Origin of the sequence: Sphingobacterium sp. (assembly GCF_032065005.1) — a bacterium.
GTDB lineage: Bacteria > Bacteroidota > Bacteroidia > Sphingobacteriales > Sphingobacteriaceae > Sphingobacterium.
Genome location: NZ_DAMBMM010000008.1, coordinates 17,671 through 30,926, shown reverse-complemented (window position 1 = coordinate 30,926; position 13,256 = coordinate 17,671). Strand labels below are relative to the sequence as shown.

General features: G+C 41.3%; 15 protein-coding genes and 1 pseudogene. 9 read left to right on the top strand and 7 right to left on the bottom strand.

The features are described from left to right. Positions 1–15: 15 nt before the first annotated feature. The 5 genes and pseudogenes from cysM to RT138_RS18895 all read right to left on the bottom strand — a co-directional run. On the bottom strand, positions 16–888 hold the full coding sequence (gene cysM / locus RT138_RS13300; RefSeq protein WP_313191084.1) for a cysteine synthase CysM: 873 nt from the start codon (positions 886–888) through the stop codon (positions 16–18). Continuing rightward, complete coding sequence (locus RT138_RS13295) at positions 888–1,697, bottom strand: serine O-acetyltransferase (RefSeq protein WP_409529454.1); 810 nt, start codon at positions 1,695–1,697, stop codon at positions 888–890. The genes cysM and RT138_RS13295 overlap by 1 nt, the downstream gene beginning before the upstream one ends. A 30-nt stretch (positions 1,698–1,727) precedes the next feature. Continuing rightward, complete coding sequence (locus tag RT138_RS13290) at positions 1,728–2,111, bottom strand: DUF3037 domain-containing protein (protein ID WP_313191082.1); 384 nt, start codon at positions 2,109–2,111, stop codon at positions 1,728–1,730. Then, entirely contained in the window at positions 2,101–2,889 is a 789-nt protein-coding gene (locus RT138_RS18900) for a HipA family kinase (protein ID WP_409529456.1), read from the bottom strand. Before RT138_RS18900 ends, RT138_RS13290 begins: the two co-directional genes overlap by 11 nt. 24 nt (positions 2,890–2,913) lie before the next feature. Beyond that, positions 2,914–3,423 (bottom strand): annotated as a pseudogene (locus RT138_RS18895) (DUF4269 domain-containing protein); the annotation flags it as partial. A gap of 127 nt (positions 3,424–3,550) precedes the next feature. On the opposite strand from RT138_RS18895, the gene RT138_RS13280 reads away from it, so the two are divergent. From RT138_RS13280 to RT138_RS13260, 5 genes are all read left to right on the top strand, one after another. After that, positions 3,551–4,090 carry a DUF1599 domain-containing protein gene (locus RT138_RS13280; protein WP_185214296.1) on the top strand — a complete coding sequence of 180 codons (540 nt, stop codon included), beginning with the start codon at positions 3,551–3,553 and terminating at the stop codon, positions 4,088–4,090. Between the two features lie 8 nt (positions 4,091–4,098). Then, positions 4,099–5,304, top strand: a complete 1,206-nt coding sequence (locus tag RT138_RS13275; protein ID WP_313191080.1) for a BT_3928 family protein — start codon at positions 4,099–4,101, stop codon at positions 5,302–5,304. Further along, the gene (locus RT138_RS13270) at positions 5,301–5,831 is read left to right on the top strand and encodes a shikimate kinase (protein ID WP_313191079.1); all 531 of its coding nucleotides are present in this window, start codon (positions 5,301–5,303) and stop codon (positions 5,829–5,831) included. The genes RT138_RS13275 and RT138_RS13270 overlap by 4 nt, the downstream gene beginning before the upstream one ends. Continuing rightward, positions 5,821–6,774 carry a glycerophosphodiester phosphodiesterase family protein gene (locus tag RT138_RS13265; protein ID WP_313191078.1) on the top strand — a complete coding sequence of 318 codons (954 nt, stop codon included), beginning with the start codon at positions 5,821–5,823 and terminating at the stop codon, positions 6,772–6,774. Before RT138_RS13270 ends, RT138_RS13265 begins: the two co-directional genes overlap by 11 nt. 158 nt (positions 6,775–6,932) lie before the next feature. Further along, entirely contained in the window at positions 6,933–7,520 is a 588-nt protein-coding gene (locus tag RT138_RS13260) for a hypothetical protein (protein ID WP_093098522.1), read from the top strand. A 120-nt stretch (positions 7,521–7,640) separates the two neighbouring features. Here RT138_RS13260 and RT138_RS13255 read toward each other — a convergent pair whose 3' ends face one another. Continuing rightward, positions 7,641–9,128, bottom strand: coding sequence for a succinate CoA transferase (locus tag RT138_RS13255; RefSeq protein WP_313191077.1), 1,488 nt, complete (start codon positions 9,126–9,128; stop codon positions 7,641–7,643). 386 nt (positions 9,129–9,514) lie between these two features. On the opposite strand from RT138_RS13255, the gene RT138_RS13250 reads away from it, so the two are divergent. Next, entirely contained in the window at positions 9,515–10,294 is a 780-nt protein-coding gene (locus tag RT138_RS13250; RefSeq protein WP_237219568.1) for an AraC family transcriptional regulator, read from the top strand. Positions 10,295–10,304: 10 nt separating this feature from the next. Then, on the top strand, positions 10,305–11,162 hold the full coding sequence (locus RT138_RS13245) for a DUF1080 domain-containing protein (RefSeq protein WP_313191076.1): 858 nt from the start codon (positions 10,305–10,307) through the stop codon (positions 11,160–11,162). Between the two features lie 167 nt (positions 11,163–11,329). Here RT138_RS13245 and rpsT read toward each other — a convergent pair whose 3' ends face one another. Further along, positions 11,330–11,584 carry a 30S ribosomal protein S20 gene (gene rpsT / locus RT138_RS13240; RefSeq protein WP_093098462.1) on the bottom strand — a complete coding sequence of 85 codons (255 nt, stop codon included), beginning with the start codon at positions 11,582–11,584 and terminating at the stop codon, positions 11,330–11,332. A gap of 118 nt (positions 11,585–11,702) precedes the next feature. On the opposite strand from rpsT, the gene RT138_RS13235 reads away from it, so the two are divergent. Then, positions 11,703–12,242, top strand: a complete 540-nt coding sequence (locus RT138_RS13235) for an RNA methyltransferase (protein ID WP_313191075.1) — start codon at positions 11,703–11,705, stop codon at positions 12,240–12,242. A gap of 73 nt (positions 12,243–12,315) precedes the next feature. Continuing rightward, a complete protein-coding gene (sucD, locus tag RT138_RS13230; protein WP_093098465.1) occupies positions 12,316–13,188 on the top strand; it encodes a succinate--CoA ligase subunit alpha in 873 nt (290 codons plus the stop codon). Positions 13,189–13,256 lie beyond the last annotated feature (68 nt).

Sequence of the window (13,256 nt, the reverse complement as noted above, 5' to 3'; positions counted from 1 at the left end):
TTTTATCATGATCTCTTAGCCAAAGAGGTCTGAACTGAGGTATCGATCGCCTCTATCGCAAACGATAAATACGATAATGCCTTCTTCGATTTCATTGGCTACGGTCAAGGCTGCCTGAAAAGCTCCACCAGAGCTCATCCCTGCAAATACCCCTTCCTTTCTTGCCAATTCCCTTGCTCTTTGCGTTGCGTCTTTTTGGTCGATGTCTATTACGCGGTCTACTCTACTTGGATCAAAGATCTTTGGAAGGTATTCCTCTGGCCATCTTCTGATGCCGGGAATAGAGGAATCTTCAGTCGGTTGACAGCCAACGATCTGGACCTCTGGATTCTGGCCTTTCAAATAGATAGAACAGCCCATAATGGTACCAGTAGTCCCCATTGCACTGACAAAGTGGGTAATCTTGCCATCGGTATCACGCCAGATCTCAGGCCCCGTAGTTTTCACATGGGCTTCGTAATTATCGGGGTTAGAGAATTGATTGAGAATAAAGTATTCACCGCTTGCTGCTTTTTCCTCGGCATAGTCCCGGCTCACCTCCATATTGTCCAACAAAGTTACCTTGCCACCAAAAGCTTCCATGGTCAAGGCCCTCTCCCTTGTTGAAGTAGATGGCATCACCAGTTCAATCTCCAAGCCATACATACTGGCGATCATCGCCAAGGCGATACCGGTATTGCCACTGGTTGCTTCAATCAATTTGCTATCCTTATTGATTTCGCCACGTTCCATCGCAGAACGGATCATATTCAAAGCAGCACGGTCTTTTACCGAGCCGCCGGGATTATTCCCTTCTAGTTTTGCATATATTTTCACCTTTGGGTTGTCATGAAATCCTTTGATTTCCACCATCGGTGTATTTCCAATTAAGTCTATGATATTCGCCATTATGCTAAAGGTTTAGAGTCAATAAATTTTGAATTGGGTTGATGATATACGGTGGTATAAGGATCAACGCTGCTGGTCAACCATACATTCCCTCCTATCACAGAATGATGGCCCACTACGGTTTCACCTCCCAAGATGGTCGCTCCAGCATAGATAATGACATGGTCTTCGATAATGGGATGACGCTGGGTATTGGCCATGTTCTTTTCCACACTCAAAGCACCCAAGGTTACCCCTTGGTACAGCTTGACATGCTTGCCGATCCTACAGGTTTCTCCAATCACGATACCGGTACCGTGGTCGATATGCAGGTATTCATCGATGAATGCTCCGGGATGGATGTCAATGCCTGTTTTGGAATGTGCATGTTCCGTCAGTATCCGTGGAATCAAAGGGATTCCTTGGTTCCACAGTTCATTGGCCAAACGATAGATACTGATAGCCAAAAAGCCGGGATAGGTACGGATCACTTCATTCAAACTCTGTGCTGCTGGATCTCCTTCCATGATGGCTTCTGCATCGGTCAGCATGCGCTGATAGATGGAAGGCAGGTTGGCAAAGAACTTTTCGGACACTTTCTTGATATTGCAGCTGGAGCATGCTTTTGTTTTGAAGAGTAAAAGATAGAGATCTGCCTCAGCCTGCTTGAATGCAGCTTCAATTTCCTGAACCGTATTGAATGTTCTTGAATTTCGTTCAGGGAACAACAGATGCAGCAATTCTATCGCCCAATGGGCAATGGCTTTATTGCTGGGCATATCTTGGACAGCCTGTTGTTTCTCGTATATATGTTGATAAAAATCCTCCATTATCATGGGTAGGTTGAATTATTTTAAATATTAAAGTACTAGTTTTTCAAAGAGTTCATGATGTGTTTTTTCAGCATCTAAGCATAAGCCTGGATGTACCGCCGAGCATTGGATCAGCGTACTCCTTTTGGCTGTCAACCAACGAAAACGTTCGGTTTGGTCCAATTGGGCAAGGGCTCCACCCTCTTGGCTTCCTAAACAGACTTGCTTCATGGATTCCAAATGAGCCCGGATCTGATCAAAGTCGATATCCTTGCATAACAATTCGCAGCGGCCTTCATCCACCTGGAACAGGATATTGGCATAGCGTTGTTTTCTGCAATATAAGAGCACGCCTACATTGACAAATTCCTCTCTTTCAACGCGCGGAACGAGTCTTACCACAGCATATTCGTATAATGTCCTATCCTGCATGTTGAATTTGATTTACAAATATTTCAGAATGGCTCGCTCTTCTGGAAATAAACTCCACATAAACTTCACGCACTTCATCAGCACTAAGATTGCGAACCTCATCAATTAACCATTCATCCGGAATTACCTTTAGGATCTTTCTGATATTTTCTTTGTTGAACAGCTCTTTATAGGTTGCATCGATTTGGGCAACATCCTTGGCCTTCGCTAAGAGAACATGGTCTTTGATCTGTACGAATGGTTTATCGACGGTTTCTTCCCAGTTGTCCCAGTTATGGTGGAAATACAGTGCCGCGCCATGGTCAATCAGCCATAATTCCTTATGCCAGATCAGCATATTGGTGTTTTTCACCGTACGATCTACATTCATCAAAAGGGCATCCAGCCAAACGATCTTGGAAGCTTCCTCGGAGGAAATTTCATCGACATTGGCATCAAAGGTGATAGCTCCATTCAGATAACTAACGCCCAGGTTCTTCCCTACAGAAAACTTGAGCAGGTCTTGGATCTCTTCATCCGGTTCGGTCCTGCCGAAGCCTACATCCAGATCGGCATACACCATTTCAGGAACCCGAAGTCCTAAGAACCTAGCCAGTTCGCCACCGATAAATTCAGCGACCAAGGCTTTTTTACCTTGTCCAGCTCCTCGGAACTTGATCACATAGCTAAATCCATCATCCGCATCAACCAATCCAGGCAGCGAACCACCTTCGCGAAAAGGTTGGATATATCGGATGATATTCACCTCTCTAATTTCAGGACTCTTTATTTCCAGCATCGATTCTATGTTATAGTTTAGGAGACCTTCATAAGGATCTCCATGGATTTTCAATAATTTGGCAAAAGCCGGTTCTGTCTTTAATCCTTGCGACTTCAGCTTGATGATCTGTTGTTTAAATTCCTCACCGAAGGTCTCCAAAAGTTGGGATTCGATCAACAGATGTCGAAAACCATACTGATCAGCCACCGGTCTACCCTCTCCATAGACTTCGAACAACATACCATCAATTTTAAAGTTAGCAATTCCAACTTCTATTCCACGCATCGTTCCTACTTTAAAGCTGTATCCATTGTGTTTTTCGAAATTTTCATGACATTTTCTTTCAAATTTATCGAGGTCATAGACCTCACAGGCGATATCCAAATCGCTGTTCCATACGGCTATGTCAATGGGAATGGTTCCAATAAGGACGGGGTTGAAATCCTGCAAAGCTTCCATAATCCCATTATTCCGGATCAAATCATAAGATTTCCGTTGCAGTGCAGTGCCCCTTTTGAGGTAGGAAAGATCATAAAACCTAGCAGATTCCATCCTTCAAAGTTAATCTAAAGTGCTCATAAATATTGAAAATCGAGGAAATTGTACCCTAAAGTGACTTAAAGGTTAAGGATATTCTAGCTATATTTGTGAGACTCATACTATAATGCAAAATCAATTTATGGATACAAATACAGAATACAATCGTATTATCAACATATGCCAAGAGCTATTTATTAAAAAGACCAAAGACTACGGTACAGCTTGGCGAATATTACGATTAAGTTCTTTGACTGATCAGATTTATATCAAGGCCGCCCGTATCCGTTCATTGGAAGAAAAAAAGGAATCGAAAGTTGGTGAAGGTGTAGTGGATGAATTCATTGGCATCATCAATTACTGTGTGATTGCTTTGATACAACTGGAAATTGGTAATACGGAAAACGAGAACTTGGATCCCAAAATCGTGGCGGAGAAGTATACCGAAAAGGTGAATGAGACCCGCGACCTGATGTTTGCCAAAAACCATGATTATGGCGAGGCATGGCGGGACATGCGTGTTTCATCGATGACCGATCTGATCTTGATGAAATTGCATCGTGTAAAACAGATTGAGGACAATGATGGCCAAACTTTGGTGTCGGAAGGATTACAAGCTAACTATCAAGATATGCTGAACTATGCAGTCTTTGCACTGATCAAATTAGGTTTGGCAAAATAACGAACAACATGACTTATACACAGAGCTATTCCCAAACGAAACAACCCAAACCTAATGTTTTATTATGGATTGCTAGAATTCTGGTTGGATTATTATTTATCTTCTCCGGATTGATAAAGGCCAATGATCCGATGGGATTTGGCTATAAGCTGCAAGAATACTTCCATGTGCTCAACCTTGGATTCCTAAGTGATTATGCCACTTGGATCGCTATTTTCCTTTGTGCGGTCGAGATCATCTTAGGTGGTCTGTTGATCCTGGGTGTTGCTGGCAAGAAGGTAGCCTGGGGCTTATTGCTCTTGATCATATTTTTTACCTTTTTGACCTTTTACTCTGCATTTTTTGAAGTAGTCAAATCTTGCGGCTGTTTTGGCGATGCCATTCCATTGACCCCTTGGCAATCATTCTTTAAGGACCTTATCCTGTTGTTACTGATCGTATACATCTTTGTGAAAAGGGACCAGATCAAGCCATTCATTAGAAGTCTTTTTACCAGAAACCTGCTGACTGCACTCATCATATTGGGTTCATTTGGTATTGGGATCTATACCTATTATTTCCTTCCATTTATAGACTTTCTTCCTTACAAAGAAGGAAACAATGTTCCAGAACTGATGAAAGCACCAGAAGGTGCTGAACCTGATGTATTTGAACATATCTACGAGTTGAAGAATAAAACCACGAATGAGACGAAAAAAGTAACTGACAAAGAATATATGGGTCAGAAGCTGTGGGAGGATGAAAACTGGGAAGTTGTGGGTGATCCACAGACGAGATTGATCAAAAAAGGATATGAAGTAAAAATCCCTGATTTGATTATTACGGACATGGACGGTACGGATCGTACGGAGGAAGTGATCCAAAATCCATATTATAATTTTATTGTGGTAAGTACAGACCTCAAGATGATGTCTCCTTTTGATTTAGCTGCATTGGACCGCGTCAATACGACAATCAGAGACCTTTCTGAAGACTATAATATCAGGGCCGTTTTGGCAACTGCATCATCTTCTGATGAAGTAAACTACCTGAATGATCAAATGGATCTTGTGCTGGAAACATTCTATGTAGATGCCGTTCCATTGAAAAGTATGGTCCGGGCAAACCCTGGGGTTATGCTGATGCTGAACGGAACCGTTGTCAAAAAATGGTCGCAGTACAATTTTCCTAGCAAACATGAGTTAATAACTAAATATCTAGATAAAGTAGAATGATTCAGCGACCAGTTTTCCTGATTGGCTTTATGGGAAGTGGGAAGACCACATGGGGAAAAAAATTGGCAAATGCCCTAGAGGTTCCTTTCGTGGACCTGGACCATGAAATTGTTGAGCATATCGGCATGAGCATCCCTGAATATTTTGCTTTACACGGCGAAGGGAAGTTCAGGGAAATCGAAAGAGAAATATTGCATGCCCAAAAGGACAAATCTGGCATTATTTCTACGGGCGGTGGTACGCCCTGTTATTTCGACAATATGGATTGGCTATTGCAAAACGGAACGGTCCTCTATCTGAAGCACAGTCCAAAATCCTTATGGAGCAGGTTAAGCCAATCTGATGTCCATAAGAGACCGGCCTTGAAAGGCTTTACTGGTGATGAACTCCTGAACTTTATAGAGAGCAAACTGGAAGAAAGAAACCCATTCTATGATCGCGCCCATATCTTGGTCGATCAAATCAATACGCCTTTGGAAGAATTAGTTTCCTTGGTAAAAGCAAACATTGAATTACATGAGCAATAGATTCTACTCATCTATTTTTTTCGCAGGAATGCTGGCGCTGCTGTCCTCATCTTGTTTTAGGACCAACAGCTCGAGCAGTATAAACAATATGCCACAGGTGGATCAGGTTTTCAACCTGAAGACCGTGGATGATCTGTACCATTTCCTGACCTACAATGAAAACTCTTTCCCTTTGGTCAGTGCCCATCGTGGTGGTCCAAGTGATGGTTTTCCTGAAAATGCAATTCCGACATTCGCTGAGGTGGCCAGCAAGATGCCTGCTATCATTGAATGCGATATTGCCATGACCAAGGATTCTGTTTTGGTCCTGATGCACGATGAAACATTAGACCGTACTACAACCGGCAAAGGAAGAGTTTCCAATAAAACATTTGAGGAACTGAAAGACCTTAAGCTAAAGGATAACAATGGTGAGCTGACAAACTATAGGATCCCTACCCTAGAAGAAGCTTTGCAATGGGGTATCGGAAGGGTTATCTATACATTGGATGTCAAGAGATCGGTTCCTTACGAAAAGGTCATTGAATTGATCCGAAAGACAAAAGCTGAAGCAAACAGCATTATCATTACCTACTCGGCTAACCAAGCGGAAGTTGTGAACAGGTTGGCTCCAGATCTCATGATCTCGGCTACGATCAAAAACAGGGATGATTTGAACCGCCTAAGTGAACTGAGTATTCCAGACACCCGATTAATCGCTTTTGTGGGCACTCGCGAGCCAGACACCGCTCTGTATACGCTGTTGAGACAGCATGGAATTAAATCCATTTTAGGTACAATCGGCAACTTAGACCGATCTGCTGAAAAAGCGGGATACCAGTTGTATGCTGATTTTATCGTTAGAGGAGCAGATGTGCTATCGACAGACAGACCATTTGAAGCTTGGAAAGCATTGGATTTTTATATCAAAAAAAGAAACATAGAATCTCCTTTCATTAATTAATCTATTTTTCAGAGAAAATATAGCGTAAGCCTTGTTAATACGGATTAACAAGGCTTTTTATATGTTGTAACCTATATCCTACAAAAGATAAAATTTTATCAATACGAAAACATTATTAATTGCATCTTGTTGATAAGTTAAAAGAAAACAAGATTATTATGAAAAATTTACTACTAACATTAGCCTTATCAGTAGGCTGCTTATCCTATAGCACAGCACAGGTAGAAGTAAAAACCGTACCTCAATCTTCAGCGGATGTTGGTATGGCTCCGATCAGACAAGGTAATTGGATGATTGGTGGATCTGTAGGTAGTTTAGGATATAGCTTTGAAGGAGAATCCTTCAATATCCAATTGAACCCTCGTGCTGGGTACTTTATTTCAGATGGTATTGCAATAGGTGCACAGGCGAATCTGGGTTTTACTTCGGGAAAAGATGACAACCCTAATAATTGGGGTTATGGTATTTCACCATTTGTTCGTTATTATTTCCCAGGAGGTGCTAGCGCAACGGGTCGTTTCTTTGGACAGGGTGATGTCGGAATTGGCGGTAGCTCTGCAGGTGATGATGTCTCATTAAACCTAGGAGCAAATGTAGGTTATGCCCATTTCATAACACAAACTGTGGCATTGGAAGTTATGGCAGGCTACAATTATTCAAAGGCCAATATTAATGCTTCTGGAACTCAGAATGGCCTTGGATTATCAGTTGGTTTCCAGATTTATTTACCGGGAAGAAACAGATAGTAGAATTAAGACCTTTTCTGGTTTGACCAGATAAGATTTCAATCAAAAATTAAATTCCAAAAAAAAGCTTAGCGAAATTTCGCTAAGCTTTTTTGCAATAAATAAAACAATAGTCTATTATTATTTTTTCATACTTCCAGTTTCATTGAAGCGAATGTGCCAACTGAAGGCTTCTTCCAAGAGATGTGGCGTATGTCCACCGCGCTGACAGGCACGGTCGAAGTAAGATTGTAATTCTTCTCTATAGTCTGGGTGTACACAGTTGTCAATGATCTTCTGTGCCCTCTCCCTTGGCGCCAGTCCGCGTAAATCTGCCAAACCGATATCAGTTACCAAGATGTCGACATCGTGCTCTGTATGGTCCGTATGGGACACCATCGGCAAGATATGCGAGATCTTGTTGTCCTTGGAAGCGGCTTGGGTCACGAAAATACTTAGATAGGCATTTCTCGCGAAATCCCCTGATCCTCCAATACCATTCATGATCTTGGTTCCACCGATATGGGTAGAGTTCACATTTCCATAAATATCAAATTCAATAGCGGTATTGATGGCAATGATTCCCAAACGACGGATCAAACCTGGCGTATTGGAAATATTCTGTGGACGAAGCACAAACTTGTCGCGGTATTTCTGAAGGTTATCAAACACCCTCTCATAGCATTCTTTGGAAACGGTAACCGATGATGCCGAAGCAAAGCTTAATTTTCCTGCATCCATTAAGTCAAATGCGGAATCCTGCAATACTTCAGAGAACATGGTCAGGTCATAGAAATTACTATGTAAGAAACCGGTCAAAACGGCATTAGCTACTTTTCCAATCCCAGCCTGGATCGGTAGCAAACGATCTGATAAGTGGCCTAGGTTTACCTCCTCTTCAAAAAACTCCAGGATATGTTCAGCAATCTTGCTGGTTTTCTCATCGGGTGGAGCGATATCTGCAGGGCTATCATGTTGACTGGTAAAGACAATAGCCGCTACTTTATCCGGATTTAAGGGAATGGTCTTTCTGCCAATCTTATTCCATGGCGCAACAATCGGGATTACATTTCTATGTGGGTAATCTTCGGCTTGGTAGATATCGTGGATACCATAAACATTCTCATGGACCGAAGTATTGATTTCCAGGATAACTTTCTTGGCCAAGGCCGCGAATGTAACGGAATTCCCTACGGAAGTCGTTGGAACCACGCTTCCATCTCTGTCAATATAGGCTACTTCCAAAACGGCGATATCTACATCAGGAAGGTTTTTATTATGTAAGAGTTCGGCACTTTCGCTCAAGTGCTGATCGATGAAAAGCACTTCACCATTATTGATTTTACTTCTCAGGACAGGGTCTACCTGAAAGGGCATACGCTTTTTCAAGGCACCAGCTTCAGCAAGTTTCCCGTCGGTACCATGACCTAGGGACGCTCCTGTCATTAAAGTGATCTTAATATTTTCTTTTTTGGCGCGTTCAGCTAATGCGGGTAAGATGACCTTACTGTCTCCAGCTTTGGTGAAACCACTGGAGCCTACAACCATACCGTCTTCGATTAATTTGACAGCTTCTTCGGCAGTAGTAACTTTTTCTTTAAGTCTTTCAAGACGTATTCTGTCCAACATATCAATACATTTGTGTTCCCTCTAAAAGAGTGAGGCAATATTAGTCAATATTTTATTTATTAAATTATTCATAATAGCCAGTTACTTTTTTTGTCTGAATAAAAAGTAACTGATTACTTACTAGACACATTTACTATAGAATTCTTGTGGATAGGATAAGAAATCGCCATAGATTGATGTTAGATGCTGTTAATTTAGAGCAAATGCGATAATAATCAAAAGATGTGGATATCTTTTTTTAAAATTATTTCAAAAATGTAAGGCAAACACTTGTGGCGTGTGGTCCTCAAAACGCCCTTGTTTTGCTTTTCTCAAATAAAAACAGGAAATTTATGCCACATTAACGCCTCATCTGGATGCAAAAGGAATATATTGATAAATATTATATGACAGAAGTAGATACTTATGACAACAGTATCTATTGTCATCATGCAGTAATGGGTGACTCGGTTACTGAGCACTCACACAAAAAAGGTCAATTCCTTTATACGGAAGGTGGGGTTGTCTTTTTGAAGACGGCAGAGAAGTCTTACTTTCTCCCTGCCCGCCACTATATCTGGATTCCGCCGCATGTAAAGCACAGCATTCACCCGAGTAGCTCGGAGGTGGTGATGAGAAACCTGTACTTTCCTAAGTACGAGACCGACACAGAATTTTTCGATAAGGTCAATATCTATCCGGTCAACGATCTGTTGATCGAATTGATCATGTTTACAAACCGCTGGAATGGGAATATCTTTCCTGAGGAAGAACCTCGCTATTCTATTGCGAAAGCCTTTAAGCTTATCCTGCCTGAGCTTTCCCAAACGGAGTTGCCATTGGCTCTTCCCTATCCTAAAAATGACAAGCTAAAGCAGATCATTAATTACCTGGAACAGAATATCGCCGAGAACATCAGTTTTAAGAGCTTGGCTGAGCATTTTGATATTTCCGAAAGGACATTGGCAAGATTGTTCCAGAAAGAACTGGCCATGTCGTATATTCAGTACTTCACGATCTTAAGGATGCTGACCTCCTTGAAGCTCCTATTGGACGACAAACTTAGCGTGAATGAAGTGGCGTTGCGAGTAGGATACAATAGTCTGCCTACCTTTAGCAACACCTTTAACAAGGTTATTGGCGTGCGTCCTAGTGAATATGTAAAAAACCGTAATTTACTTTTATAATCCTTAATAAATGAATTTCAAGACCATTATCGCCTGTTTGCTGCTGGGAACTATGTTTTCTTGCTCAGCAACCTCACAAGTCAACCAAAAAACAACCGTAAAAACCCCTAAACCTATTCAGTTATTTAATGGCAAGGATATCAAAGATTGGACTCCTAAGATTAGATTGCATGAAGTAGGCGACAACTATGCGAATACATTCCGAGTTGAAGATGGGCTTTTGAAAGTACGTTATGATGGATATGATGATTTTAACCAACAGTATGGACACCTAGCCTTCAATAAACCTTATGGTTATTATGTGCTGAGGCTGGAATACAGGTTTGTAGGCGAACAGACCAAGGGTGGTGAAGGCTGGGCATGGGCCAATAGCGGCGCTATGTTGCATGGACAAGATCCTAAAACCATGTTGAAAGACCAAGATTTCCCGATCTCTATCGAAGGACAGCTCTTGGGCGGAAACGGTAAGGACGAACGCACAACCTCCAACCTATGTACACCTGGAACCAACGTGGTAATCGACGATAAGTTATTCACCCCACACTGTTTGAGCTCCAAATCGAAGACTTACCATGGTGACCAATGGGTAACCGCTGAGTTTGTCGTACTTGGCGATTCGTTGATCCAGCACGTTCTGGATGGACAGGTTGTTCTGGAATACAACAAACCGCAAATTGGAGGTGGAAGTGCATCACCTGTGGACCCTAAGGTGAAACAAGATGGTAAACTATTGGACAAAGGCTATATCTATTTACAAAGTGAAAGCCATCCCATTGATTTCCGTAAAGTTGAACTTTATGACCTAAACTCATATAAAGGTGACAAACAGAAATTAGATCAGGTTGTAAAATCGATCCTGAGCAAATAAGAAATATGCCCATAAAAAAGCTGCGCTGACCTTTTGGTCAGCGCAGCTTTTTTATGGTGCTCCTGGTATTCCACCTTGAAATACGGAGCACAGAATCAGAAAAGTATACAAACAAGAAAAGGGATGTTTTAAAACACCCCTACAATATTTTATAAAAAAAGCTTAGATTACGCTAATTTGTTAACGAATTTAGTCAACTTAGACTTGTTGTTAGAAGCTTTTTTCTTGTGGATAACATTCTTCTTTGCAAGACGATCAAGCATAGATACCACGCGTGGCAATAATTCTTTAGCTTCTTCTGCAGAAGTAGTGTTACGTAATTTCTTGATTGCGTTACGAGTAGTTTTCGCTTGGTAACGGTTTCTTAAACGCTTCGCAGCGTTAGCTCTAATTCTTTTGATCGACGATTTATGATTTGCCATTTCTCTTAGCTATATAATATTTTAAATCTTTTATACTTTATTTCGGACTGCAAAAATAGCACAGAAAATCTAATATTCAAAATCATTTTTAATTTTTCGAAATCATTATCTTTGCAAGATGCAAAAATTATCCATGGATCAGCTCAATCGGGTTGATGTTGAAACCTTTAAATCTCAAGAGAAAACTCCCTTGGTCATTGTTTTGGACAATGTGAGGAGCATGCACAATGTAGGCTCGGCCTTTCGTACTGCGGATGCCTTTGCCATCGATAAGATCGTTTTATGTGGTATTACAGCTACTCCACCGCATCGTGAAATAGAGAAAACAGCATTAGGAGCAACCCAGTCGGTAACCTGGGAGTACGAAAAGGATAGTGTCGAAGCCATCAAAAAATTAAAAGCAGAAGGTTTTGAAGTATATGCGATCGAACAAACCAACAATAGTGTCTCTTTGGAGACCTTTGAGCCTGTAACAAGCAAGAAGTATGCGGTAGTATTTGGCAATGAGGTGCATGGTGTGGAAGAGGATATCATTTCATTGGCGGATGGCACCTTAGAAATACCTCAATTCGGGACAAAACATTCCTTCAATGTTTCTGTTACCATAGGTATAGTACTGTGGGATTTAATCAATAAAACCAAGTTTATTAAAAAATAACAAAATACCTACCTATCTGATTTTTAGAAGTCATATCAAAATAGTAGATTTGCGTTGCAAAAAATAAGACAAAATGAGTGTATTAGTAAATAAAGATTCCAAAGTAATCGTTCAAGGTTTTACCGGAAACGAAGGTACTTATCATGCGTCTCAAATGATTGAGTACGGTACAAACGTAGTAGGTGGTGTTACTCCTGGTAAAGGTGGCCAAACACACTTAGACCGCCCAGTATTCAACACAGTTCAAGATGCTGTTGATGCTACAGGTGCAAATGTTTCTATTATTTTTGTTCCACCTGCATTTGCTGCTGACGCTATCATGGAAGCTGCTGCTGCTGGTATTGCTTTAATTGTTTGTATTACCGAAGGTATTCCAACAAAAGACATGATTCAAGTAAAATCTTACTTGAGCGACAAAAACTCACGTTTAATCGGCCCTAACTGTCCTGGTATCATCACTGCTGAAGAAGCTAAGATCGGTATCATGCCAGGTTTCATCTTCAAAAAAGGTTCTGTAGGTGTTGTATCTAAATCAGGTACTTTAACTTACGAAGCAGTAGACCAAACTGTGAAAGCAGGATTAGGTATCACAACGGCAATCGGTATCGGTGGTGACCCAATCATTGGAACTACTACTAAAGAAGCTGTTGAATTGTTGATGAACGACCCTGAAACTAAAGGTATCATCATGATCGGTGAGATCGGTGGTGGTATGGAAGCTGAAGCTGCTCGTTGGATCAAAGAAAACGGAACTAAACCTGTTGTTGGTTTCATCGCTGGCCAAACAGCGCCTCCAGGACGCCGTATGGGTCACGCTGGTGCTATCGTTGGTGGTGCAGATGATACTGCTGCTGCTAAGATGAAAATCATGGAAGAGTGCGGTATCCGTGTGGTTGAATCACCTGCTGAAATTGGAAAAGCAATTGCTGAAGAATTAGCTAAATAATTCTAACAGCGAAAATCATAAAGAAAGCCTGACTCAAATGAGCCAGGCTTTTTTATTAACTAAACAAC